Here is a 24,045-nt window from a genome sequence, read left to right as displayed (position 1 = left end):
TCAGCCTTTCGAAACCAGCTTGGTAAATCCATTGGTAATGGGATAGCGGCGGTCGCGGCCAAAGGCGCGGGCCGAGATCTTCACTCCCGGCGGCGCCTGTCGCCGTTTATACTCAGCCAGATCGAGCAATCGCCAGACGCGTTTGATCAGGTCCGGGTCATGGCCGTCGGCGACCAGATCTTCCAGCGAGCGTTCGTCCTCCACCAGTCCGGTGAGGATGGCGTCGAGCACGTCATAGGGCGGCAGGCTGTCCTGGTCGGTCTGATCGGGTTTGAGCTCGGCCGACGGCGGTTTGTCGATTACCCGTTGGGGCATCACCGGACCGTCGGGGCCCAATAGGCCATCGGGGCGATGGTTATTGCGCCATTCGCACAGGGAAAAAACGGTGGTCTTGTAGAGATCCTTGAGCACCGAATAGCCGCCGCACATATCGCCATAGAGGGTGGCATAGCCCACCGACATTTCCGACTTGTTGCCGGTGGTCAGCAGCATATGGCCGAACTTGTTGGACAGGGCCATGAGCAACAGGCCGCGCGAGCGCGACTGGATATTCTCCTCCGTGGTGTCGGCCTGGGTTTCGGCGAACAGCGGATCCAGCATGGTGCCGAAAGCCTCCATGGCCGGGCCAATGGATATGGATTCCAATCGTGTCCCCAAAAGTCGGGCGACCTCGGAGGCGTCTTCCAGGCTTTCGGTGCTGGTATAAGGCGAAGGCATCATCACCGTCAAAACCTGCTCAGGCCCCAGGGCATCCACCGCCACGGCGGCGCTCAAGGCGGAATCGATGCCACCCGACAGCCCCAGCACCACGCCGGGAAAGCCATTTTTTTTCACATAGTCGCGCAGGCCGACCACCATGGCCCGATAGATGGATTCCATCTGTCCCGGTTTGTCGATCACTTCCCCCGGCGTGCAACGCCAGCGGTTGTCGTCATAGGTCCAGTGGGTGGCAATGACCGATTCGTCCCAGCCCTTGTCGCGGCGCAGGATCTTGCCTTGCCGGTCGCTGACGAAAGAAGCGCCGTCGAAAGCCAACTCATCCTGGCCGCCGACCAGGTTCACATAGATCAGCGGCAGCTCCGTTTCCCGGGCGCGGCTCGTCGCCAGGTCCATGCGCCGCCCGGCCTTGCCCACTTCGAAAGGCGAGCCGTTGGGCACGATCAGCATCTCGGCACCCTGTAGGGCCAAATGGCGGGCCACGTCCTGATACCACATGTCCTCGCAGATCATCACGCCCAGGCGCCGACCCCGGAAGTTCATGGGCTCGGGCAACGGTCCGGCGTCGAAAACGCGCATTTCGTCGAACACGCCGTAGTTGGGCAGGTGGTGCTTGGCGCGGATCTCCATAATCCGCCCGTCGCCCAGCAACAAGGCGGCGTTCCATAGCTTACCGCCGCTACGCCAGGGCGCGCCGACCAGCAGGGCCGGGCCACCGTCGGCGGTTTCCCGGGCCAGGGCACTCACCTCGGCCTCGATGCGTCGCTGAAAGGCGGGCTTGCGGACCAGATCCTCGGGCGGATAGCCCGTCATGTTCAATTCGCCGAACACCACCAGATCGGCGTTCAGGTCAGCGGCCGTGGCCCGGTCGCGACGCACCAGATCGGCGTTGACGTCAAGGGCGCCAACGGTGGGGTTGTTCTGGGCCAGGGCGATGGTCAGGGTTGGCGGCATGGTTTGCTATGACTCTCGAGTTTTGCCCGGTATGCCTCAAGAGCCGAGCCAGGGCAAGTTTTTGCGTGGATGCGCCCTACCGCTAGCCATGGGTTCCCCAGGCCATGATATCCTGCGGAAACTGGTCCCGCAGCATTGCCGCCACCACGGGCTGCAGTGCACGAATATCCCGAATGGCTTGCTCGCTGGTCGCCAGAAAATAGACCCCGATATGATCATGGATGAAGTAGGAGGTGATAGGGGAGAAACGGCTCGACACCTGGCCATGGTCCCAGTCCTCCTTGACATGAACCTCATAGGGGTTGTCATGAGCGGCGCCTTGAGGATACGAGACCACGGGGATCGATAGCAGAATATAGGGCACCCTCTGCCTCGCCTTGGTAACCAGGGCAACGGCATCCTCTTCCGGCATATGTTCGAGCACATCGCCGAAGATGGCCAAGTCGGCCGGCGGCAGTGTTTCCCAACAAATGTCCCTCAGATCCTTAGGGATGATTTCGTCGTAGAGCTGTTCCAGCCCGAATCGGAGGATGTTGGGTTCCCAGACCTCGACCCCAATCCAGCGGGCCCTGGGTAACAGGGGGCCTAACAGGTTCTTGTAAGTCCCGCTGCCGCAACCGCAATCCACGACGGATCCGATCCGGTCCGCCGCCGCGAGTTTGCCGATCATCAAGGCAGTGTAAACCTTGCCGTAATGCGAGCTGTGTCCCAACTAAATCTCCTCACGGACTGATTACCAGATTGGTACCTTAACGACCCCCGGGGTCATGGCCTCACTCGACCCCACCGGGCATTTCGCCGCGTCGAATTTCGCCACCCAGGGCGCGAAGTCCAGCGCTTCCGCCGGGCGCATGACGCAGGCGTCGTTGGACCAGGGATGACCCAGTTGCAGAAGCTGGTGCCCCATCTCGTGGGCCAGCATGGCACCCGCATAGGCCAGCGCATTGTCGTGGTCGTAGCCGTCGCCGTTGCGCAGGGTCTTGATCTGTGGATTGTCGGACAGGTAGGGGAAGAGCGACACCCAGACCGTGGTGCCCAGAGAAGACTTGGGATTGTACTCGGCGGACCCACCGGTGATCCCGCCGCGGATGGAGGTATGGATGGGGATCGGCATGTATTCGACGCTGGCCACCAACTGATTGGTCAACACGATTTCCGCCGGAATGCCGCGCTTGGCCATCAAGGTCCAGAATCCGTATTCGTTGAGCGGCAAGTCGGGGCGTCCCGCGACCTTGCCGATCACCGGGTAGCCGTCTGCGAGGGTGGCGGTGGTCCAATGGGCCAGGCGGGTGCGAAAGGTTTCGATCACGGCATCGGCGAAGGTGTCCAGGTTGTCGGCAGTGAGCGGATTGACCAAATGCGGGCGAACAAAATCGATCTGAGCCGACAATGGATCCTTTTGTTTCTTGATCTGCTTGACTAAATTCTCCCGAACAACCGTCCAATCCACTCGGTCGTTGCGGAAATCACCGATGAGATCATCAAAGATCTCGGGCTTGTTGGCCTGTAGATCCAGGAAAACCGGGTCGATCTGCCAGACTGGTATATCCTGAGGCTGTTCGACGGTGATGCCGAAATGATCCCGCACCAAGGCGCTGGCCGAGGCGAGGATTCTGCGCAGGTCCTGATCGGAGACTTTGGGAAAACGCGGGTTCTCGATGTAGATAACCCGCGGAGCGACGCGTTGATCGACAATGACCGGTTGCTTGACGAATTCTCGCTCGGCAACGGCGTTGGTCGGTAAGCCGAGGGCCACCAACACCAGCCATACAATCCGCCATCGGGTCATGGACGCTGTTGCGGTCATAACGATCCTCCCTGATGATTGCTCGTTCGCTACCGGGACTATAGCGACTGTGCGAGGAGGGAGCCAGGATCCGTCCCCGCATCAGGGACATGACGGCGCCCCGGGGGCCTGCTAGACTGTGCGGCAGATCCAGTTAGCAGCATGGTTGAAGCCCAGGTAGTCAGAACATGGCCGACAAAAAGACTCCCCCCCGCGCCACCGACAAGGTCGCCCGCGCGCAGATTTTCATCCCCGCCCAGGCTGGGCAGAAAGTGCATTTTTCTTCTGGTAAGCAAGGTGGCGTGAACACCGACGCGGCCGGCGCTCCGGCGAAAAAGCCCTCGACGCCATCTGCTCCGGCCCGTGTCTCCATGGGCAAGCGCCCCACACCGGCAGGCTCGGTGCCGCAGGCAGGCGAAAAAGAAGATGCGACCCCGCCCCCGACTCCGAAAGCCAAACCCAAGGCGGTTGTCGCCCCGCCCAAACCGGCGTCCAGGAAAGAGAGCGAGAAGCCGACTGAATCCAGTCGGGTGGAAGACGCGGCAGCGGAGGCGGCCCGCAGCCAAAGCAAGGTTTTGGTGGAGGCGGTCACCGAATCCTTCATGGGGCGGCTGATGGCCGAGGCACAGCGCAATGGGGGATCGTTGAGTGTGCAGGACCTGCAAACCATGGGCTCGGAATTCGGTAAGAAGGCCGGGGCCTTGGAAAATGTGTTCAAGAATGCCTTTTCCGATTTCGGGCAGGTGCTGGAACGGCAGCAGATCAACAAGGCGCGCAGCGACCATTTCGACCGGTTGATGGTGCGGCAGGTCTCCAGCCTGTTTCCCGAGGACGGGACCAAAAACCTGCCTGATGACTGTTTGTCGCGGCGGATCATCCCCGGATTCCTGCGTTGCATGGAGCAGATGGTCGGCTTGGATGCCTCGGTGGGCTACCAGGAGCGCGCCCGGTCCATCGTCGAGAGGGTTCAATCCACCAAGGGCGCCGATTTCCATTGGGGCGATGTCTATGGCGATGCCGAGACCCTGGCCATGGTGCGCGACGTGCTGATGCATATCATCCCGTTTTTCGCCGCCCTGCAACGGCGTCAGGAATGGTTCATCACCATCGTCAACGGCAACCTGCGTCCTTTCGATGCCGGACGCGACCTGGCCGACGAAGAGGAGTGGAAATTGACCCCGGTGGGATTCCATCAATTGGCCAAGGCTCTGTTTTCAGAATTGCAGGATGCCATGAGCAACCCGAAATCCCTGGCCGAGCTGCGTGAAACCTTCGGCGAGGAGGCTTTGTCTCAGGCCACTAAGATTCTCGGCAGCATCAAGGATTAGGGCGCGAGGCGGATCGTCTGTTGCCAATTCCGTTGCAGCCCCCTCTTGGGGTGGCTATAGTCCGCGCCATGCTTGTGAAATTGATCCATGGGGAGCCGTGCCATGACTGAGCCCGCGCCGCCGTTTTCGCCGGTATTGATCGCCGGGTTCGTCCTGCGACCCTTGCCGCCTGCCCTGTTGCAGCCTTTGCTGGATCTCTCCATGACCCTGCTGCGCCGACGCCATCCGGACCTGTTCGAACGCCTGTCGGGGATCGAGACGCCGACGGTGATGATTGATCCGCTGGATCTGCCGCTTCGCTTTATCTTGCATGCGGACGCGGCCCACCCGACCCTGCGCGCCATTGCCGATACCGATGAGACACCGGAGGATGTTACGGCGACAATTCGCGGCCCCTTGCTGTCCCTCATCGATCTGCTCGAAGGCCGCATCGACGGCGATGCCCTGTTCTTCACCCGCGAGCTGCGTTTCGATGGGGATACCGAAGCCGTGGTGGCCCTGCGCAACGCCGTGGACGGGGCGGAGGTCGATTTGGTGGAGGATGTGCTGTCGTTGCTCGGCCCGGCGTCGCGCCCGGCCCGCCATGCCCTGTCTCTGGGCCAAAGGCTGGCCCGCCGTTTTGCCCGGGATCTGGATCTGCTGCGCGCCGCCGTTGTCGCTCCCGCCGATCGCCGCGCCGAGGCCCAGGCCGCCGACCTGAAACGCCTGGAGCAGAAAGTCGCCACCCTGGACAAGGCCTCGCGCCGCTCCCGGAGAGCCGTCCCATGAGTGACCGGAAACTGGAACTGGTCTGTCCGGCGGGCACCCCGGCCGCTCTGCGCGCCGCCGTCGAAGCAGGCGCCGACACGGTCTACCTGGGCTTCCGCGACGAGACCAACGCCCGCAACTTTCCCGGCCTGAACTTCAGCCGCATCGAATTGCAAGACGGCCTTGCCCATGCCCATGCCCATGGCGCCAAGGTGCTGGTGGCCATCAATACCTTTCCCGAGGCGGGCAACCATGCGCCCTGGCACCAAGCTGTGGACGACGCCGCCGACCTGGGCGCCGACGCGGTGATCCTGGCCGATATCGGCTTGGCCGACTATGCCGCGCGCAATCACCCTCATCTGCGACGCCATTTGTCGGTGCAGGCCTCGGCTTCCAATGCCGAAGCCATCTCTTTCTATGTTCGGGAATTCGGGATCAAACGGGTGGTGCTGCCCCGGGTGCTGACCATCGCCGAGATCGCCGCGCTCAACAAGCGCATCGACGTGGAGACCGAGGTCTTCGTCTTTGGCGGCTTGTGCGTCATGGCCGAAGGACGGTGTGCTTTGTCTTCTTATGTCACCGGCCAGTCGCCCAACATGAACGGGGTCTGTTCCCCGGCCAGCCATGTGCAGTACGTGGAAGAGGGCGACCGCATGACCTCGCGCCTGGGCGATTTCACCATCAACCGTTTCGAGACCTCGGAGAACGCCGGGTACCCGACCCTGTGCAAGGGCCGTTTCACCGCCAACGACAAGACCTCTTATTTGTTCGAGGATCCGACCAGCCTGAATGTCATCCGCATGTTGCCGGAATTGATGCAGGCCGGTGTCACGGCCTTGAAGATCGAGGGCCGTCAGCGGGGCCGGGCCTATGTGACGCAGGTGGTTAAGGCTTTCCGCCAAGCCGTGGATCTGGCGGCCGCGGGTGAACCGGTGCCGGACATGGACCTGTCGGGGCTCACCGAGGGCCAGACCGAAACCGCCGGTTCCTACCGCAAAACCTGGAGATAGTCCCATGAGCGGCAAACTGACCCTGGGCCCGGTTTACTATAACTGGGAACCGGAACGCTGGCGGGACTTCTATTTCCGCATCGCCGACGAGGCGCCGGTGAACACGGTCTGCCTTGGCGAGGTGGTCTGTTCCAAGCGCCAGCCGTTTCTTGACCCGGTCCTCCCGGAAGCCATCGAGCGCTTGCAGGCGGCGGGCAAGGAGGTGCTGCTCTCCACCCTCGCCCTGATCATGTCCGAACGCGAGGAAAAGCAAGTGCGCGCCTTGTGCACCGACTCCGAGATCATGGTCGAGGCCAACGACCTGTCGGCGGTCTCCTTTCTGACCGGGCGTCCGCATACGGTGGGGCCGCTGGTCAATGTTTACAACGAGGGCACCCTGTCCTACCTGGCCCGCAACGGCGCCACTCGGGTATCGCTCCCGGGAGAGCTTTCCTCGGCCTCCCTGCGTGCCCTGGCCGCCGCCGAGTTGGCGGAGTTGGAGGTGCAGGTCTTCGGGCGTCTGCCATTGGCCATTTCGGCGCGCTGTTATCATGCCCGCTCGCGCGAGCTGCACAAGGATTCCTGCCAGTACGTCTGTAGCGACGACCCGGACGGCATGGACCTGGATACCATGGACGGTGAGCCGTTCCTGGCCGTCAATGGCACCCAGACCCTGTCCTACACCTATGTCAATCTGGTCCGGGAACTCCCCGAACTGGCGCGCATGGGAATCAACCACTACCGATTGGCGGCCCAGGACATGGACATGGTGGCGGTGGCCCAGGCTTACCGCCGTCTGCTCGATGGCCATATGGAGGCCGCGGAAGCGATTGCCGAACTGGATGACCTCTCCGGCGGCGTGCCGTTCTCCAATGGCTATTACCATGGCACCGACGGCGTGGCGGCGGTGGGCGACCTGGCCGTCGAGTAACGCTAGATTTTGTCGGCCGGGTCCTTGGGTTCGACCCGGTCAGCCTCGGTCAGCAGCATGGGCTCGTCGGACCCGGGCGCCTCGGCAATATCCGCCGGCGGGTCATGTGCACCCTGTTCCGCCTCTTCGGCCAGCCGATCGAACAGGAACAGCGACTCTTCCAGTTCCGCCAGATCTTCCGGGCTCTTGCTGCGGAATACCCAGGCCAGGATCAAGCCTGGTCCGCCCACCAGCAGCCAAACCGGCGCTTGGAACAAGGGTGCCACCACGTCCACCCAGATTCCCCGGGGGATGGCCTGTCGGAAGGCGATGAATGTGTCCGGATCCAGCGCCCGCCAAAGATCCGTTGTGGCGATCAAAACGCCGCCGATTTCGGGTCGCATGCGCGACATGGTCTCAATCCCGGCAAGCAGGACCGCCAAGCCGCAGAGCAGCAGGCCAAGGAAATAGGGTATATGCATTTGCCGTCCAATCGGGGCCGAGGGAATTCGATTGTGCCGGAATTCGGGTCCCGGGGGCAACTGCTTCGAAAAAACCTTTGCGGCATGCAGGGAGTTAGGCTAGTTTGCGGCCCTTCTTAGAGGAGAGATGGCCGAGTGGCTTAAGGCGCACGCTTGGAAAGCGTGTTAAGGGCAACCTTACCGGGGTTCGAATCCCCGTCTCTCCGCCAAATCTCTTTTTAGAGATTTGATTTAAAAGAAAATTCCCCAACGATTGTATATCTTGCCTACGCCACGGCCCATACTTTGAGCGTTGCAAAGGGGCGTGTTCGTGTATGGCCCTGGCGGCGCGGCAATTTACCGTGCTGGTCTGGTGGCGGAAGACCGGACCATGGACCATTGGCCCCGGAAAACTCTCCTCTCCGGCGGTCCAAGGTTGGGGCTCAGGTCAAACCTCTCAATGGGTCATGCATGAGACGCTGTCGCCTCTTTCACGGTTTCATGCATGCAATCGATAAACCCCTCGACAAAGTGATGCCGACGAATTGTTTTCGGCAAGAACAGACCGAATTCGATGGAGGCTGTCTGATCCCAGGGGATGAAGCAGAGGTGCTGTTTTAAATCTTCCTCGACGGCAACGGGATCGGCAAACGTAAAGCCAAGTCCTTCAAGAACCAAACGGTAAGCGGCAGAACCGACGGAAACCTCATGGTGTGGTTCCAAAGATGATCCTTCTTGAAGCAGCGCCTTGTCCACGATCCGGCGGATCAGGGTGCTGCGATCGATCGCGATGTAAGAAAGCTGTGACAATTGTTCCGTTGTCAGTGCGGTTTCTTTTGATAGTGGGTGCCCCTTTGGCAAAACAATCTGCACATCGCACGAACATAAACGGTGTAGGTCCAGTTCAGCCGTTGAAATTGGAAGAGCCCCCACTCCGATGTCATACAAACCTTGAGCGATGCATCGGGCCAGATTGCGCCGGGGATAGACTTCGAGCTTGGTGCGCAACTCGGGTTTCCGGCGCGATAGTTTGGCAATGGACGGCAAGACCAATGCGTTGACGATTCGCGAATGACAAACGATGCGCAGAGGCACGGACGCATCCTCTTTAATCTGGTCGAAAAAGGCCGGAATACCATCGACGGAAGCCAAAATCCGCACGGCCTCGGCATAGAACAAGGTCCCCTCCGGGGTCGGCACCAATCGTTTTTTCTCTCTAAAAAACAATGTGATGCCAAGTTCATGCTCGAGCAACGACAGCAAGCGACTTGCCGCGGGTTGGCTGAGGTTTAGCCGCTCCGATGCCCGCGCGAGCGTGCCTTCATCAATGACATATACAAAAACACGGAGGCTTTTCAGATTCATTCTTCGAATTTCCAAAAGATATAATAGAATAATTATATTTTTCAGAACAAGTATCGTCAACTAACCTGAAACCATCGCCTACGAATTAGGCGGCCATATCGGCTTTGCATCGCTAGGGAGAATGAGATGAAACAGTTTATCTGGAGGGCCACGAAGTCCGCCGCAGCGGTTGCCGTGGCATTTGGTTTGTCACTTGGGATTCTCGCATCGCCTTCTCAGGCCGAATTCCCGACGAAACCTATTAAGCTGATGGTTGGTTTCTCAGCGGGCGGCGGAACGGATGTCTACGCCCGTGCTCTTTCGAGCTTTGTTTACGAGTCCTTGGGCATGCCGTTTGTTGTGGTCAACAAGCCTGGCGCAAGTGGCATGGTGGCGGCCCAAGCGGTTAAGCGGGCCGCACCGGATGGATATACCCTGTACGTGATCAGCGCGGCCAGTTTTTCGACCCGGGAACTCATCGATGGCGACAAAGCCCCGGTCAAGGCACTGGAAGACTTCCAGCCGTTGGGCGTGATCGGTCAGTTGGTTTCTGGATTGATTGTTCCTGTCGATAGCCCGTTTAACAATGCAAAGGAACTGGTGGACTTCGCAAAATCCCATCCGGGAAAGCTGCGTTGGTCCAACCCGGGCAAGACAAGTTCGCATACCATCGCAGGTCTTGGTTTCCTGGATTCAAACGGCATCAAAGCGACGTCGGTTCCCTTTAAAGGCGGCTCGAAGGCACGCAACGCGGTTGCGAGTAAGCAAGTCGACTTTGGCTTCATGGGTATACAGCTTTTGGCGGGATTTGAATCAAAGCTGAAGTCTTTGGGTGTTGCCTCCACGGAACGGGACGGCGTTTACAAAAATGTGCCGACGTTCGGCGAACAGTCATTGGCCAACCTTGATCTAGCCGCGCCCATGGTGATCTGGGGCCACAAGGACCTGCCCAAGGATGTGGCCACCAAGCTTTCCCAGGCCATCAAAGCGGCGGCGACGAACAAGGGCTATCCGAAACTGATCAAGAAGACGGGGGCCGTCGGATACTACAAGTCGCCCGAAGAGGGCGTGGCAATTGTCAAAAACCTGATGGCCAATATGAAACCGATTGTTGACGCCAATTTCACCAAGTAACCTCCCCACTCAAGGGCATGGATATCCGATCAGAGTATCCGCGCCCTTTTTTTAGGCCTTTTATAGGGGTCCATCATGCCGGTCATGAAAAATCATGAATTTCTCATTTCTTTGGGGATCGTCGTCCTTTCGTTGATGGCTATTGCCTTAGCCAACACGATCCCGCCTTCAAATGACGATGGCGTTGGCGCCCGATTCATTCCCCTGGTCTTGTCTGTAAGTATGTTGATCCTGGGCGGTATCGGCATGGCCTATGCCGCAACGATCAATGCGCCAAAAGAGCCAGAACCGGCCCAAAATCAGGCTTCACAGGTATCCCTCACGGGCATGCTTTTTCGTATCGGCGTGCTGACCGCATTGGGCTTTTTCTATCTCTTTTTGATGGGGGCATTGGGCTACGCATTGTCGACTTTCGTCGTATTGGTGATGTGTTTGGTTCTGTTCGGCAACAAGCGTCCCATTCCCGTGATCCTCATGTCCCTGATTGGAACGGCTATCTATTACGTCGTCTTTGTCAAACAACTGGGCATCTACGATCCGCCGGGTTGGCTCATTGACGTTTCAAGTTTTTTGTAAGCCGGAGGGATTGAGATGACCGACCTGTTTAACGGTTTCGTCTTCTTGTTCGACAACCCCATGGCTTTAGGATTTGTCGTGCTGGCGGCGTTCGTGGGTGTTGTGATTGGGGCGTTGCCGGGCCTGACGGCGGCGGCGGCCATTGCCATGTTGATGCCCATTACGTTTCACCTGGACCCCCTGACGGCGCTGGCGTTTTTGTATGTCATCGGGAAATCCGGGCGTTTCGGCGGGTCCATTTCCGCGATCTTGTTTAACACGCCAGGAACGGCCGCATCGGCTGGCACCATGCAAGACGGCTATCCCATGACCCTGGCCGGCAAATCCGGCAAGGCGTTGAAGATGGCGAGCGTTGCGTCCGTTGTGGGTGATTTCACCGGCGAGATCATATTGATTTTTGGCGCGGTTTTGATCGCCAGCTTTACCGAAAGCTTTGGTCCGCCCGAATACTTCGCGATTTATATGATGGCCTTCCTGGTGATCGGCAGTGTGGTGACGGAATCCGTTATCAAGGGTTTGGTGTCGACCATGTTCGGCGCGCTTATATCCTTAATCGGTCTTGATCCCATAACCGGTGAGCCCCGCATGACCTTGGGTCAGTTGGAACTGGAAAACGGTTTCTCGTTGGTGCCGCTATTGATTGGCGTATTCGTCATTTCCGAAATCATCTTTCAACTGGAAAAACAAACCAACGGCTCTGAAAAAACCAGTCCCACGATCGCCGATACAAAGGAAGGCAGCCGCCTGACCTGGTCGGAAATCAGACGGTGCATACCCATTATGTTACGGTCATCCGTGGTCGGGTCCGTTATCGGCATGATGCCGGGACTCGGCTCTTCCGTTGCCGCATTCGTGGCATATGGTGAAGAACGGCGGCGTTCTAAATTCAAAGAAAAATGGGGCACGGGGATTATTGAAGGAATCGCCGCGCCAGAGTCGGCCAACAATGCCGTTTCAGGCCCTTCCATGATTCCCCTGCTCACCTTGGGCGTGCCCGGCAGCACCATCGCCGCCATCCTCATCGGTATATTCTTGATCCATGGCATCCAGCCCGGCCCCATGATCTTTCAAACATCGCGCGACTTGATATTTGGATTGTTCGCCGCTGGGTTGGTTGGAATTTTACTGTATGGGCTCATCGGCTTTTACGCCGGACCCATGGTTGGCAAAATCATCGGCAAAGTTCCCGCACGCCTTATATATCCGTTCATTTTTCTGACGGCCTTTGTGGCTTCGTACTCGGCCCGACAAAGCGCTTTTGATATTGGCGTCGCCCTTGTGTTTGGCGTCATTGGATACCTGTTGCGTAAAACCGGTTTCAGCGCTGCGGCGTTCATCATCGCTTTCGTGCTCGCGAAAGGAGCCGAAGAGGCCTATCGCCAAGCTCTTTTGTTATCCGACAGCGGTGCAGGCATCTTTTTCGAGCGACCGGTCGTTGTCGGGTTCTTGATCCTTGGTGTCGGCGTGATGGCATTTCGCGCCTACGGCACATGGCGCAAGGCGTCCCGTTCGATTGCAACAAAAGACATCGGTTGAGGAGGTTACGCAATGACACAGGTCTCTTCAAAACGATCCGGGAACGGCCCCTTTTCGGGATTGCGCGTGATCGACTTCACACATGTCTTGGCAGGTCCGGCCTGCGCCTATTTTCTCAGCTCATTGGGGGCCGATGTCATCAAGGTCGAAACCGTCGGGCGGGGTGACAGTACGCGATTTCGGGGTGGTACGGATGGCGAGCGATCAAGCGCGGGCCTGAGTACCGCCTTTCTCACCCAAGGCGGCGGCAAGCGGTCCATTGCCATCGATATCGCCGATCCGCAAGGATACGAGGTGATGAAGAAACTTCTGCAAAGTGCCGATGTTTTTGTTGAAAATCATCGCCCCAGCTTGCTGAAGCTTTTGAGATTGGAATATGAAACCGTTGCGGCGATCAATCCCAAAATCATCCATTGCGCCATGACGGGATATGGACGCAATGGTCCCAAGGCGGACGCACCGGCCTATGACGTCAATATCCAGGCAGCCTGCGGCTTGATGACCATGACCGGAGAACCAGGGTCAGGGCCGACACGTACGGGCGCGCCGATCATGGACTACGGTACGGCACTGTCCGCCGGGTTCGCTATCGCTTCGGCATTGTTCCAGCGTACCCAGACCCAAGAAGGAACATTCATTGACGTGTCCATGTTGGAAACCGCCATGACGTTGATGAGTTCAACCGTAACCGATTTCCTTGCCACTGGTAATGCTCCCGTTAAGCGCGGCAACGCGGCCAATAGCCGTAGCCCGGCCGCGGGCAGTTTTCCAACCGGCGACGGCATGCTCAGCCTTGGTATCAATGAGGAGCATCAATTTCAGGCCTTGGCTGATGTGCTTGTGCGATCAGAGTGGAAAACCGACCCAAGGTTCGCGGATCGTCCCGCACGAGCCAAAAACGCCGAGGTCTTGGAGAGCTTGCTGACAGCGGCGCTTGCCGAGCGTTCAGCCAAGGAGTGGGAAAGCGCTTTGTTGGCTGCCGGGGTGCCTGCGGCCTATGTACGCAGGCTGCCTGAAGCCTTGGAAGATCCGCAAATAACAAGCCGTCATTTTCTCCACAATCCCGGTGGGGACGAAGCCGTATCAGTAACCGTGCCCTCGCTGCCATTTCGCATCGGAGAAGCAGAGGTTCATGCCCCCGACCTCAACCCACCAAGGCGCGGTGAACATAGCGTGGAAATTCTGCATGAACTTGCCATAGACGAAAATCACATTCAAAATCTGCTGTCTCAGAATATTATTGAACAATCGTCTGCTCCACTGGGGCAATGAAAGTTTGCCCCCGGATGACCGTTTCGTCTCAAGTGCGATCCATTACCCTGGCATTGGCAATTGGTGCGACGGGCGGCCTTGTGGCTGTTTTTCTCAACATACCGTTGGCATTGTTGCTGGGTCCTTTGTTCGCCACCATGGTGGCCGGGCTTGCCGGGGCGCGGATCAACGTGCCAGATGGTTTGCGAACGTCCGTCATGACGATACTCGGCGCGTTCCTCGCCAGTAAATTTACGCCGGATGTGGTCACCAGCATGGCACAGTGGCCATTAAGCCTGGCCAGTGTTCCCCTTTACATTGCCATTTCAACGGCTATTGCCGGGTTCTATTTTCATAGAGTTGCAAAACTCGATCGCATCTCATCCATATTCGCCGCCGTGCCTGGCGGCTTGATGGTGATGATTGCCATCGGCGGTACAAGTGGCGGGGATGAACGCCGCATCGCCATTTCCCATATTCTTCGCATTGTCATTGCGGTCTTTATTGTGACGTTTATTCTGTGGGGCGTCTTCGATGTTCAACGGGACCAATCCGACATGCTGACGTCCGGCTTGGACGCAGACATGGTTCAGTTGGGCATGGTGATGCTGATCGCGGGTCTTGGCACCTACGTGGCGCACCGAATGGGCTTGCCTGCACCACAGTTTCTGGGGCCGCTGGTCTGCATTGCACCCCTTTATATCACAGCAACGGTAACGGTCGCCATTCCGGGGCCTTTGCTCGCCGTTGGGTTATGGGTGCTGGGCTGTTCGATCGGCAGCCGGTTCGCCGGATTTGATCATCGCATCCTCGCGCGTCTTGCAGGGCACACCTTGATTAGCGTTGGATTGTTGTTGCTGATATCTTCTGGTACCGCGGGTCTGTTGTACTTGGTCACGGGCATCCCGTTTATTGCCGGTCTTCTCGCATTTTCGCCGGGCGGCATCGCGGAAATGTCGTTGATCGCGCTGGCTCTGGATATAGACCCCGCGTATGTGGTCATTCATCATCTCTTGCGGATCGGAATATGCATTCTTGCCGCCCCTGTTTTGGGAACGCTGCTAAAGGACAAATCTCGGTAAATGGCCGTATGCCATGGGTCCTCGCAACCATGATCTCAATAGCCCTGAGGCCGGACATGCACTAACATCCAATCTGGATTTGCCAAAGAGTCCGACCCGCCGGTTGCGAAAGGGATCGCTTTGTGCAAACAGCGCCGCGATGGGTTGGTCTCATGCCAACGGAGTCAGAAAGGGGTACCAGATGGTCAACGGCAAAAAGTTCGACTTTGGTCGTATCTCCATTTTGATCCCTAGTTTCAATGAAGCCGCCGCCATCGGCGATGTGGTCGCGGATTTCAAACGTGAACTGCCTGATGCCACGATCTATGTGTATGACAACAATTCTTCCGACAATACCGCCGCCATCGCTGACGAAGCCGGAGCCATCGTGCGCATGGAGCCTTTTCAGGGAAAAGGCAATGTGGTCAGGCGGATGTTCGCCGATGTGGAGGCCGATACCTATGTGATGGTGGATGGCGACGGAACCTACGACGCTCCGAGCGTCGCAGCCCTGTTGCAGGCCTATGCGGAAAATGGCGTGGATATGGTCAACGGGGCACGGGTCACCAGGGATCAGCGGGCCTATCGGCCTGGTCACCGCTTCGGCAACTGGCTTCTGACGTCGCTGGTTGCCTCCATATTTGGGTGGCGGTTCAAGGATATGCTGTCGGGCTATCGGGTTTTTTCCCGACGCTTCGTGAAGTCTTTTCCGTCATTGTCCAGCGGCTTTGAAATCGAGACAGAGTTGACGGTTCACGCCCTTGAACTGCGGATGGCTACCTGCGAGATCGATACGCCCTACCATGCCCGTCCGGAAGGCTCGGAAAGCAAGCTCAACACCTTTCGGGATGGCTGGCGTATCCTCCTGATGATCGTCAAACTGGTCAAGGAAGAGCGCCCCTTGCCATTCTTCTCGGCGATCTTCGCCGTTCTGGTTCTGGCAGCGATCGTTCTGGCGGTGCCCATCGTCATCACGTATATGGAAACCGGCCTTGTTCCTCGGTTTCCAACCGCCATCCTGGCGACCGGTATTATGATTTTGGCGTTCCTCAGTTTGGCCAGTGGCATGATTCTCGATACGGTCACGCGCGGTCGGCAGGAAATGAAGCGCATGAGATATCTTGCCGAACCCGGGCCATTTCCCATGTCGGACAAAGGCATAACCAAAACCAATGAATAGGCTTCCGGCGACGTCGGGGCATAGTTTCAGTTGAATGCGGGAAGCCATGATCTTTTTCAAGGCGAAACATGACAGGCTATTTCCCGCGGTTCTAACGCTATTCGGCCTATCTTGCGCGCTCTTTTATTGGAGCGGGCGGGAGTCATTATGGCTGGACGAGATTATTGCCATTACGCATGGGCTTCAGCCGTTTCCAGCGTTTTTCGTCGAGATTCTGCGGCACGATATTCACCCTGCATTGTACTTTTGGATTTTGGGATTTTGGTCTTCGTTGGCCTTCGGCTCCGATAAATGGATCTTGTTGAGCTCGGTGTTTTTCGGGGTCATCAGCTGCGCGGTTCTATACCGCGTCGCTTGGCGGATTTACGGCGCCAAGGCGGCCTTGTGGGCCGTCGGGTTATTCGCGGTGTTGCCGACATTCTCCGATTTTACCGGCAACCTGAGAATGTATGGTCTGGTTCCGGTCATCGCCTTGATCTGTTGGTATGCCAACCGGGAATTCCTGCGAACCGGGTCTCGCGGGTGGTTGATGGGCCTGCTGCTAATTCAGTTTGCGCAAACCTACCTCCATGCCATCGGTTTCTATTTTGCGGCGTTTTTCGCCCTGGCGGCATTGGTGGATCAATGGCCGACCACGAACGGCAAGCGGCTTCGCCACTGGTTCTTGGCGCAGGTCGTGACAATGCTATTCATGCTGCCGGTGGTTGGTAGCGCTTTGGTCCGGGGGACCGAGGTTTTGCATCTGCCAAGCTTTTTCAGTTTGATCGACTATCCGGCCCGTCTGATGATCCCGTTGGGCCTGAGCGAGCAGGCGATGCCATGGATTGGCGGGCTTGCTTTCATGGTCTATGCGTCGCTGGGGCTTAGAGAGAAAGCAACGAGGCTCACCGTCGTGTTGATTCCCTGTCTGGCTCTGTTGGTCTGTATCGCCATTAGCGCGCTGGGTAGGCCCATGTTCAAGCCGCCGGTTTTTCAGGCGAATCTGATCCCTTTCCTGGCTTTGGGCGCGGGGGTTGCCGTCTCCCGCCTGGGATGGGGGGGGATAAAGGTGGCGACGGTAATTGCCTGCCTCGTGATCGCCATCTATACCGGACTGTGGGTTCAAAAACCTCAGCGGGGGGAAAACCTGAAACCAGCAGCCCAGTATTTGACCCGTCATGTGAATAAAGGAGACATGGTGGTCATCCCAGAAATGGCTGTTTTCTGGGGAATCATGCGATATGGCGTGGCCCCCCGCTGGGGATATCCGCTACAGATCCGGCCATTGACGGACAATGCCGCCTGGACAGCCCTAAAAACCAAACTCGGACCGAAGTGGGTGGACCGGCTTGGATTGATTCCCCGACAGGACCACATCGATCACGCGGGCGTTCGATACGTCTTTGGCCGGTATGCCGCTCATCATCGGGCGGAAACTCCCGGAAGGATCTGGGCCGTTGTCCGAAAGTTCAAGGTCGAAGACATTGATATTGAACAGGAAAAAGGCGTGGGTGATGGTCACTTTATCGGTGGGGAGCTCACCGTGATTCCTCTGGTTGACCGGCTAAGATAATCGACCATTATTGATTTCCCAGCGCTTCAGCCCGTTGCGGTTCTCGACCAAATTCATCAATGCCACAACGACGGCGCGGTCATAAAGATGATCGGACTGTTCTGAAAGAATACGCGACACCTCGGGCCAAGGTTTCGGGTCGCGATAGGCGCGGGCGCTCACCATACCGACAAAGGCGTTGGCCACGGCAACAATGCGGGCAGGCTTGGTGATATCTTCGCCCTTCAGGCCGTTGGCGCCGCTGCCGTCCCAATGCTCGGTGACCTGCCGGATGGATTTGACCACAGGCCCATCAAAGCTGACATGGTCCAAAATATCGGTTCCAACGGCAAGACAATCGGCCACCTGTGCCTGTTCCGCTTCGGTCAGGTTGCCCTTTTTGGTCAACACCTCGCGGGGCACGAAGATGCGCCCCACATTCATCAACTGACCAGTCAGGGTAACCGTATCCTTGAGTGGCTCGGACAGGTCCATTTCTTCAGCGATATCGGCGGCCACCCGGGCCACCTTGGCCGAATGGTCGGCGGTATTGGGATCCCGTCGGTCCACCAATTCCACCAAGGTGGCAACCAGCTGCGACATTAGATCCCGGCTGCGCTGCTGTTCATTGGTCAGCTCGGTTATATCCTCGGCGATGACCAGAACCCCGTCGCCTTTTTCGCCATCGTCGGGCAGGGGAACGTGATCCACCTTGTGCAGGCGCAATTCGTCCCGGGTGCGCAGGGTCAGCACATGGCAGTGCGGTTCGCCGGTCTCGAAGACCTCGGCATTGGTATCCAAGATGGGCTTGGCCGCCGCCGGGCCGATGGCCCCTTCGAGGGGTTTGGAGACGATATCCTGCACCGCCAGACCCGCCATTTCCGCGGCATGGCGGTTGGCCAGCGTGTAACGACCGGACTTGTCAAAGGCGGCGATGGCCGTGGGCTGGCTGTCCAACACAACGCGCAGGTATTGCAAAATTCCCTCCAGCTTGGCCGCGAGACTGCGTTGTGCTTCGGCGGCCCGCTCGGCGCGCAGACTGGTCCCGTGCCGCCAGACAGCCACCACGGCCCCCACGAACCCGGCGATCAGCAGCAAAAAGACCACCAGGATCAAGCTGGCCCGACCTTCGCTTTCGGCCAAGGCTTCGGCGCGGGTGACACTACGGATTAACAGCCAGGGCGTGCCGGGCACGGGGCGTGACACGGACAGCACCGGCAGCCCCTGCGCATTCAGGCCCTCATGGAATTCACCCGGGCTGGTGAGCGCCTGGACGGCAGCCAAGCTTGGGTCGGCGCTCATGGTCAGGCTGCGCTTCAATGCCCCGGTGCCGTCGGACAGAGGGGACAGATAATCGATGCGATCCCCTTGGCGCCGGACCAGATAGGTCTCGCCTGATTCACTGACATCGCCCGGCTGGGCGAGCAGGGTCCAGACGGACTCACCCAAGGGGCGCAATCCGACCACCACCCCCACCGGTGGCGCATCGGGCAGTCCCATCACCGGCTGGATGGCATGGGCAAAGCCGAGGACGGGTCCGGCTGTCGAGGCCCGAAGATCAATCAACGCCCGGCCTCGGTCTCGCGCTTCAATGGCGGCGTCTCGCACCACGGTTTCAAGGCCGCTGAATCGGCCACTGGCAATCAGCGGCCGATTCGTTGCGTCGAGAACCGCCAGCCCCACCGGCGGGCCGCCGTCCAGATTGGCGGCCACCGGTTGAATTTCGCTCATGAAGCCTTCGCGCCGCGCGGTGGCATTCAGGTAATTGCTTAGGTATTGGATTTCCGAGACCAGGTTGGCGCGCTCCTCTTCGCCCAGCACGCCGTCGCCAGCGCCCTCCATCAGGGCGAGGCGTACCGACTCATTGCCGGCAATTTCCTCGATCACGGCCCATTGACCTTTCAGCCAGCCATCCAGGGCGGCCAGTCGGCTATCGGCGACAAGGGACAGGCGGTCGTTCCAGGCCAAAAGATCGCGCCGCTTCTGGCTCTCCACGAAGGTGATCGACAGGATGATGGCGAGGACAGTGACACCACCCAATACCAGGCCCCCGATCAAAATGGCGCGCCGGACTTTTTGTTCAATACCTGTCGACAAGAGGGGTCTCCCAATACAAAGGTGATTCCAGATGGGTCTTCGAGGTATACTCAAGGGCCAGTGATGATGACGAGACAACGCACCTCATGAACCGTCGGGCTTTTCTAACGCTGCTCAGTGCCTCAGCCATGGCCGGATTCCTGCCAGGGTCCGAGGCTCAAGCGCGTGGTAAGCCGGGGATCTTCAATTCCAAGGAATACCGCAGCACCAATTTGAAAGCCTTTGATCAATGGACCAAGGTGGTGCGCCGTTCGCGCGGGGCGCTGATCAAGACAGCGGACTGGAAAGCCTTTCTGGCCGAAACCGACCGCAAGTTGCCGAAGCAGAAACTGCTGGAGAAAGTGAACGGTTTTGCCAATCGCAAGCCGTATATCGTTGATCCGGTGAACTGGGGAGTCGAGGATTATTGGGCCACGCCGACGGAGTTCCTGGCCCGCAACGGCGACTGTGAAGACTATGCCATCACCAAGTACATGGCGCTCAAGAGACTGGGGTTCGACCCGGCGAAAATGCGCGTGGTGGCGGTTCAGGATCTGAACCTGCGGGCCGGACATGCCATTCTTGCCGTGTACATGGACAACGACATCATGGTTTTGGACAATCAAGTGGTCCTGGTTACGCCTGCCGATCGTATCCATCATTACCAACCCAAGTTCTCCATCAATGAAAAGGCCTGGTGGCGCCATCGGGGGGGCCCGAAAAAAAAGCGCAAGAGCTAACGCTCATGCAGCGCTCTGTTGGCGCCTCGGATGATTGGCTTGATCAGGTATGCCAACACGGTTTTCTTGCCGGTGATGATATCCACCTCGGCCTGCATGCCGGAAATGATGGACAGGTCCTCGCCCTTTTTGCCGGTGATTTTGCCCTTTGACCGCAGGCGGATCAGGTAGAAGGCCTCGCCTTCCTCGTCGGTAATGGTATTGGCGCTGATATGTTCCAGCTCCGCCTTCATGCCGCCATAGACCGCGAAGTCATAGGCGGTAATCTTCACCGTTGCCTGCTGACCGGGGTGCAAAAAGGCCACGTCGGCGGGGCGGATACGGGCCTCTACCAACAAGGCGTCCTCGATGGGCACGATTTCGACGATATCCATGCCTGGCTTGACCACGCCGCCGATGGTGGTGACGTTGATCTTGCTGATCGTCCCCTTGACCGGTGAGCGGACCTCGGAGCGGCGGATCTTGTCTTCCTCGCCCCCCATGAGTTCTTCCAGGGCGCTGATATCGATGTTTGTTTCGCCCAGTGCCGCTTGGGTTTCCGACAGGAACTTATTGCGCCGTTCCTTAATGCGGTTTTCGGCTTCCCGGGCGGCGGCCCGCACCCGGGGCAGGCTGTCCTTGGCGGCACTCACTTCCACCTGCAAGGCCGCGATTTCCTGTTGCAGGCGCAGCAGTTCCAACTCCGACATGGCCCCGGCCTTAACCATGGGCCGGATCATCTTGACCTGCTTGTTGGAAAGGCCCAACTGATTGCCCAGATTGCCGATCCGGGATTGAATCTCGCGGATCTCGGCCTGGCGCTGCGTGGAGGTATCCTTGAGCGCGGCGATGGAACTGCCCAGTTCGGTGGCCCGGGCCTTCATCAGGCGATCTTCGTTGCGGGCGATTTCCGGTGCCTCCTCCATCACTTCCTTGGGATAGATGACCGTGTCGCGGCCCGCCAGTTCCGCTTCCATGCGGGTCTGGGAGGCCAGCAGGCCGAGGTATTTGGCCCGTTGCTCGCGGAACTTGGACTTGTACTGGGTCTGGTCGATGGTCACCAATACATCGTCGGCAAATACAAGATCGCCTTCCTTCACATGGATGCTCTGAACGATGCCGCCTTCGAGGTTCTGCACCACCTGCAACTGATTGGACGGAATGACCTTGCCCATGCCGGTCACCACTTCGTCCAGGTCCGCCACCGAGGCCCAATAGATCACACCGGCCACCGACAACACCACCGTGACCAACAAAAGGTGGGTCCAAAATGGGGTCGTTTGAACCGAGGCCGCCTTCAAATTGCGCATATAGCTTGCGTCTTCGGGGCGGGCCACGCCATCGGTCTGGCTCTTGATCCATTGTTTGGAGGCAAAAAAGGTATCTTCCACCGCCGCCGAGGGAGATGCTTCTTTCAGGTCGTCTCCGCGGTTTTTGCCCCAGACGATGAAAGGTTTGAACATACGATAAAGAATGTTGCGGCTCATTTTGCGGCTCCCGACTTGGAGCTGCGAACGCGTCCCTTGGCTAGATCCTCGACCACTTTCTGACGCGGTCCGTCGGCAACAACGGTGCCGGAGTCCATGACAATCAGCCGGTCCACCAGCCCGAGCAGCGACCCCCGATGGGTGACCAGCAACAAGGTCCGGCCCTTAAGGCTGTCTTTCAGGCCCTTGAACAGTTCATCCTCGGTGCGCGCGTCCATGGAACTGGTCGGTTCATCCATGATCACAATGGCCGGGTCACGGACAATGGCGCGGGCCAGGGTCACCGCCTGGCGCTGGCCGCCGGACAGGCCGTCGCCCCGCTCGCCCACCGGGGTGTCGTAACCCAACGGGCTTTGCCGGACCAGCTCATCAACGCCGGTCAGCCGGGCCGCATTGAGAATCTTTTCGTCCGACACATGGGGCGCGGCGGCGGCGATGTTGTCACGGATGGTGCCGCGGAACAGGAACGGTTCCTGCGGCACGTAGCCAATCTCCCGGCGCAGATCCACCGGGTCGATCTGGCGCAGGTCGGTCCCGCCGATCGTCACCATGCCATCTTGCGAGTCGTACAAGCCCATGACCAGCTTGGCCACCGTGCTCTTGCCAGACCCGATGCGCCCGATGATGCCCACATGCTCCCCAGCCTTGATATTGAACGAGATGTCGCGCAGGGCCGGGGCTTCGCGACCCGGGTAGGTAAAGGAGACATGGTCGAAGGCCACCGAGCCCTCGAGGGTCGGGCGGTGCAAGAACCGCTTCTCCGGCGGGCGTTCCACCTCGGCCTGCATCATGCTGTTCAGGCCGCCCAGGGACGCCCGGGTCTGGTTCAACCGCACCAAGAGCTGGGACAATTGGGTGAAGGGGCCCAAGGCCCGTGAGCCGAGCATAACCGTGGCGATGATGCCGCCCATGGTCATTTCGCCCTCGACCAGCAGATGCACGCCGACGATCACCACGGATACATTGGAGACCTGATTGATCAAGGCAGCGAAATTCTGTGCCGACATGGACCAGGCCCGCGATGACTGGCTCGACTTGGCGGTCAGACCCACCAGACCTTCCCACAGGTAGCGCATGCGGGCTTCGGCGCCGATGCTCTTGATGATTTCCAGGCCGTTGATGGTCTCGATCAGGATGCCATGGCGCTGCTGGTTTTCCTTGTAATAGCGCCGAACCACCCGGCCCAAGGGGATCTGCACCAGCAGCGCATAGACAAGCACCAGCCCAATGGCGGCAATGAACACGAACACCGGCGGCCCGGCCAGGAAATAGATGACCAGCAGGAACAAAAGGGCAAAGGGCAGGTCGACGAAGGAAATCAGGGTGGCCGATGTGAAGAAGTCCCGAACGCTCTCGAACTCTTTCAAGGTGCTGGCAAAGGCCCCCGCCGATTGCGGTCGCGAGGCGATCTTCATGTCCAACAGCTGATCAAAAATACGGCAGGCCAGGATGACATCGGCCCGCTTGCCCGCCAGGTCGATGAACAGCCCGCGCAGGGTCTTTAGGATAAAATCGAAGACAAAGACGAGCCCGGCGCCGATGGCCAGAACGTACAGAGTCTCGATGGCGTTATTGGGCACCACCCGGTCATAGACGTTCATGGTGAACAAAGGCACGGTCATGGCGAACATGTTGATCACCACGGCAGCCAGCATGACCTGAAGATAGAGGCCTTTGCTTTTGAAGATGGTGCCCCAGAACCAGTGTTTCTTGTCGTCGTCCCGGGTGCTTTGCTCGAAATCCTCCAGCACCACCTCTGGCCGGACGAAGGCGGCGTAGCCGGTGTAGTTCTCGATCAGCTCATCCAGGGACCCGGTTTCCACCGATCCGGTTTCCGGTAGAAAGGCGATGGCTCGGCCGTCTTCGGTTCGACGGACCAGCACCACTGGCCCCGAGGCCAGCATCACCACCACCGGATAGACATCAATGGGAATGCGGGAAAAAGACCGTTTGACGATTTTTGACCGGAAGCCCGCCCGTTCGGCGGCTTTGAGGAAGATCTGCGGGGTCATGCCCTCTGGACCGACAGGCAGACCGGCCACCAGCACCTTGGCGGAGTAGGGACGTTTATGGAAAGCGCTGATGAATTCCAGACAGGCGAGCAGCGGATCGCTTTCCACCGCGGAGAGCACCACCGAGTCATCGGCTTGTGGTCCTGAGCGGGGCTCCGGTTGTTGGTCCGGGCTCGCGGCTGTTGGCGTCTGGTCCGTTTCTCCGCCTACAGCCATGATCTAGAATCCCCCTGGATTCAGCGCCCC

20 protein-coding genes and 1 tRNA gene are annotated in these 24,045 nt (G+C 58.8%); 13 read left to right on the top strand and 8 right to left on the bottom strand.

Features of this window, described 5'->3' with window-relative positions:
- From MGMAQ_RS16410 to MGMAQ_RS16400, 3 genes are all read right to left on the bottom strand, one after another.
- Window positions 1-1,671, bottom strand: a complete 1,671-nt coding sequence (locus tag MGMAQ_RS16410) for an NAD+ synthase (protein ID WP_046022398.1) — start codon at window positions 1,669-1,671, stop codon at window positions 1-3.
- Between the two features lie 82 nt (window positions 1,672-1,753).
- Window positions 1,754-2,383, bottom strand: a complete 630-nt coding sequence (locus MGMAQ_RS16405) for a class I SAM-dependent methyltransferase (RefSeq protein WP_052716486.1) — start codon at window positions 2,381-2,383, stop codon at window positions 1,754-1,756.
- 21 nt (window positions 2,384-2,404) lie between these two features.
- Window positions 2,405-3,478 carry a hypothetical protein gene (locus MGMAQ_RS16400; protein WP_046022397.1) on the bottom strand — a complete coding sequence of 358 codons (1,074 nt, stop codon included), beginning with the start codon at window positions 3,476-3,478 and terminating at the stop codon, window positions 2,405-2,407.
- 167 nt (window positions 3,479-3,645) lie between these two features.
- On the opposite strand from MGMAQ_RS16400, the gene MGMAQ_RS16395 reads away from it, so the two are divergent.
- From MGMAQ_RS16395 to MGMAQ_RS16380, 4 genes are all read left to right on the top strand, one after another.
- On the top strand, window positions 3,646-4,785 hold the full coding sequence (locus MGMAQ_RS16395; RefSeq protein ID WP_046022396.1) for a hypothetical protein: 1,140 nt from the start codon (window positions 3,646-3,648) through the stop codon (window positions 4,783-4,785).
- Between the two features lie 102 nt (window positions 4,786-4,887).
- On the top strand, window positions 4,888-5,553 hold the full coding sequence (locus MGMAQ_RS16390; protein ID WP_046022395.1) for an SCP2 domain-containing protein: 666 nt from the start codon (window positions 4,888-4,890) through the stop codon (window positions 5,551-5,553).
- Window positions 5,550-6,542, top strand: a complete 993-nt coding sequence (locus tag MGMAQ_RS16385) for a peptidase U32 family protein (protein WP_173427180.1) — start codon at window positions 5,550-5,552, stop codon at window positions 6,540-6,542. The genes MGMAQ_RS16390 and MGMAQ_RS16385 overlap by 4 nt, the downstream gene beginning before the upstream one ends.
- Window positions 6,543-6,546: 4 nt before the next feature.
- A complete protein-coding gene (locus MGMAQ_RS16380; protein WP_046022394.1) occupies window positions 6,547-7,452 on the top strand; it encodes a U32 family peptidase in 906 nt (301 codons plus the stop codon).
- A 2-nt stretch (window positions 7,453-7,454) separates the two neighbouring features.
- Here MGMAQ_RS16380 and MGMAQ_RS16375 read toward each other — a convergent pair whose 3' ends face one another.
- Window positions 7,455-7,913, bottom strand: coding sequence for a hypothetical protein (locus MGMAQ_RS16375; protein ID WP_046022393.1), 459 nt, complete (start codon window positions 7,911-7,913; stop codon window positions 7,455-7,457).
- 121 nt (window positions 7,914-8,034) lie between these two features.
- Here MGMAQ_RS16375 and MGMAQ_RS16370 point away from each other — a divergent pair.
- Window positions 8,035-8,122 (top strand) — tRNA-Ser (locus tag MGMAQ_RS16370).
- Between the two features lie 235 nt (window positions 8,123-8,357).
- Here the strand turns inward: MGMAQ_RS16370 and MGMAQ_RS16365 are convergent.
- A complete protein-coding gene (locus tag MGMAQ_RS16365) occupies window positions 8,358-9,257 on the bottom strand; it encodes a LysR family transcriptional regulator (protein WP_052716485.1) in 900 nt (299 codons plus the stop codon).
- Window positions 9,258-9,383: 126 nt separating this feature from the next.
- On the opposite strand from MGMAQ_RS16365, the gene MGMAQ_RS16360 reads away from it, so the two are divergent.
- The 7 genes from MGMAQ_RS16360 to MGMAQ_RS16330 all read left to right on the top strand — a co-directional run bounded on the left by MGMAQ_RS16360 (window position 9,384) and on the right by MGMAQ_RS16330 (window position 17,526).
- Window positions 9,384-10,370 (top strand): tripartite tricarboxylate transporter substrate binding protein, encoded by a 987-nt coding sequence (locus tag MGMAQ_RS16360; RefSeq protein ID WP_082085492.1) that lies wholly within the window; start codon window positions 9,384-9,386, stop codon window positions 10,368-10,370.
- A 75-nt stretch (window positions 10,371-10,445) separates the two neighbouring features.
- Window positions 10,446-10,946: a tripartite tricarboxylate transporter TctB family protein gene (locus tag MGMAQ_RS16355; RefSeq protein WP_046022392.1), complete on the top strand. Its 501-nt coding sequence runs from the start codon at window positions 10,446-10,448 to the stop codon at window positions 10,944-10,946.
- A 15-nt stretch (window positions 10,947-10,961) separates the two neighbouring features.
- Window positions 10,962-12,482 carry a tripartite tricarboxylate transporter permease gene (locus tag MGMAQ_RS16350; RefSeq protein ID WP_046022391.1) on the top strand — a complete coding sequence of 507 codons (1,521 nt, stop codon included), beginning with the start codon at window positions 10,962-10,964 and terminating at the stop codon, window positions 12,480-12,482.
- A gap of 12 nt (window positions 12,483-12,494) precedes the next feature.
- On the top strand, window positions 12,495-13,754 hold the full coding sequence (locus tag MGMAQ_RS16345) for a CaiB/BaiF CoA-transferase family protein (RefSeq protein ID WP_046022390.1): 1,260 nt from the start codon (window positions 12,495-12,497) through the stop codon (window positions 13,752-13,754).
- 14 nt (window positions 13,755-13,768) lie between these two features.
- Window positions 13,769-14,815, top strand: a complete 1,047-nt coding sequence (locus MGMAQ_RS16340; RefSeq protein ID WP_046022389.1) for an AbrB family transcriptional regulator — start codon at window positions 13,769-13,771, stop codon at window positions 14,813-14,815.
- A gap of 181 nt (window positions 14,816-14,996) precedes the next feature.
- Entirely contained in the window at window positions 14,997-15,974 is a 978-nt protein-coding gene (locus tag MGMAQ_RS16335) for a glycosyltransferase (protein WP_046022388.1), read from the top strand.
- Window positions 15,975-16,008: 34 nt separating this feature from the next.
- Window positions 16,009-17,526, top strand: coding sequence for a glycosyltransferase family 39 protein (locus MGMAQ_RS16330; protein ID WP_046022387.1), 1,518 nt, complete (start codon window positions 16,009-16,011; stop codon window positions 17,524-17,526).
- On the opposite strand, the gene MGMAQ_RS16325 is transcribed toward MGMAQ_RS16330, so the two are convergent.
- Window positions 17,518-19,602, bottom strand: coding sequence for an HD domain-containing phosphohydrolase (locus tag MGMAQ_RS16325; RefSeq protein ID WP_046022386.1), 2,085 nt, complete (start codon window positions 19,600-19,602; stop codon window positions 17,518-17,520). The two genes, MGMAQ_RS16330 and MGMAQ_RS16325, sit on opposite strands and share 9 nt — an antisense overlap.
- An 86-nt stretch (window positions 19,603-19,688) precedes the next feature.
- On the opposite strand from MGMAQ_RS16325, the gene MGMAQ_RS16320 reads away from it, so the two are divergent.
- Window positions 19,689-20,321, top strand: a complete 633-nt coding sequence (locus MGMAQ_RS16320) for a transglutaminase-like cysteine peptidase (protein ID WP_052716483.1) — start codon at window positions 19,689-19,691, stop codon at window positions 20,319-20,321.
- Here MGMAQ_RS16320 and MGMAQ_RS16315 read toward each other — a convergent pair.
- Window positions 20,318-21,787 carry an HlyD family type I secretion periplasmic adaptor subunit gene (locus MGMAQ_RS16315; protein WP_052716482.1) on the bottom strand — a complete coding sequence of 490 codons (1,470 nt, stop codon included), beginning with the start codon at window positions 21,785-21,787 and terminating at the stop codon, window positions 20,318-20,320. The two genes, MGMAQ_RS16320 and MGMAQ_RS16315, sit on opposite strands and share 4 nt — an antisense overlap.
- Window positions 21,784-24,015 carry a type I secretion system permease/ATPase gene (locus tag MGMAQ_RS16310; protein ID WP_052716481.1) on the bottom strand — a complete coding sequence of 744 codons (2,232 nt, stop codon included), beginning with the start codon at window positions 24,013-24,015 and terminating at the stop codon, window positions 21,784-21,786. Before MGMAQ_RS16310 ends, MGMAQ_RS16315 begins: the two co-directional genes overlap by 4 nt.
- Window positions 24,016-24,045 lie beyond the last annotated feature (30 nt).

Origin of the sequence: Magnetospira sp. QH-2 (assembly GCF_000968135.1) — a bacterium.
Taxonomy (GTDB): Bacteria; Pseudomonadota; Alphaproteobacteria; order Rhodospirillales; family Magnetospiraceae; genus Magnetospira.
This window is presented reverse-complemented; position numbering and strand designations above follow the sequence as displayed.

What these genes read in the sequence shown, in the direction of transcription:
- MGMAQ_RS16355 (WP_046022392.1), top strand. Translation starts at nt 10,446, where the DNA reads ATGCCGGTCATGAAAAATCATGAATTTCTCATTTCTTTGGGGATCGTC.
- MGMAQ_RS16335 (WP_046022388.1), top strand. Translation starts at nt 14,997, where the DNA reads ATGGTCAACGGCAAAAAGTTCGACTTTGGTCGTATCTCCATTTTGATC.
- MGMAQ_RS16345 (WP_046022390.1), top strand. Translation starts at nt 12,495, where the DNA reads ATGACACAGGTCTCTTCAAAACGATCCGGGAACGGCCCCTTTTCGGGA.
- MGMAQ_RS16365 (WP_052716485.1), bottom strand. Translation starts at nt 9,257, where the DNA reads ATGAATCTGAAAAGCCTCCGTGTTTTTGTATATGTCATTGATGAAGGC.
- MGMAQ_RS16375 (WP_046022393.1), bottom strand. Translation starts at nt 7,913, where the DNA reads ATGCATATACCCTATTTCCTTGGCCTGCTGCTCTGCGGCTTGGCGGTC.
- MGMAQ_RS16400 (WP_046022397.1), bottom strand. Translation starts at nt 3,478, where the DNA reads ATGACCGCAACAGCGTCCATGACCCGATGGCGGATTGTATGGCTGGTG.
- MGMAQ_RS16350 (WP_046022391.1), top strand. Translation starts at nt 10,962, where the DNA reads ATGACCGACCTGTTTAACGGTTTCGTCTTCTTGTTCGACAACCCCATG.
- MGMAQ_RS16330 (WP_046022387.1), top strand. Translation starts at nt 16,009, where the DNA reads ATGCGGGAAGCCATGATCTTTTTCAAGGCGAAACATGACAGGCTATTT.
- MGMAQ_RS16380 (WP_046022394.1), top strand. Translation starts at nt 6,547, where the DNA reads ATGAGCGGCAAACTGACCCTGGGCCCGGTTTACTATAACTGGGAACCG.
- MGMAQ_RS16395 (WP_046022396.1), top strand. Translation starts at nt 3,646, where the DNA reads ATGGCCGACAAAAAGACTCCCCCCCGCGCCACCGACAAGGTCGCCCGC.
- MGMAQ_RS16310 (WP_052716481.1), bottom strand. Translation starts at nt 24,015, where the DNA reads ATGGCTGTAGGCGGAGAAACGGACCAGACGCCAACAGCCGCGAGCCCG.
- MGMAQ_RS16385 (WP_173427180.1), top strand. Translation starts at nt 5,550, where the DNA reads ATGAGTGACCGGAAACTGGAACTGGTCTGTCCGGCGGGCACCCCGGCC.
- MGMAQ_RS16320 (WP_052716483.1), top strand. Translation starts at nt 19,689, where the DNA reads ATGAACCGTCGGGCTTTTCTAACGCTGCTCAGTGCCTCAGCCATGGCC.
- MGMAQ_RS16360 (WP_082085492.1), top strand. Translation starts at nt 9,384, where the DNA reads ATGAAACAGTTTATCTGGAGGGCCACGAAGTCCGCCGCAGCGGTTGCC.
- MGMAQ_RS16390 (WP_046022395.1), top strand. Translation starts at nt 4,888, where the DNA reads ATGACTGAGCCCGCGCCGCCGTTTTCGCCGGTATTGATCGCCGGGTTC.
- MGMAQ_RS16315 (WP_052716482.1), bottom strand. Translation starts at nt 21,787, where the DNA reads ATGAGCCGCAACATTCTTTATCGTATGTTCAAACCTTTCATCGTCTGG.
- MGMAQ_RS16410 (WP_046022398.1), bottom strand. Translation starts at nt 1,671, where the DNA reads ATGCCGCCAACCCTGACCATCGCCCTGGCCCAGAACAACCCCACCGTT.
- MGMAQ_RS16340 (WP_046022389.1), top strand. Translation starts at nt 13,769, where the DNA reads ATGACCGTTTCGTCTCAAGTGCGATCCATTACCCTGGCATTGGCAATT.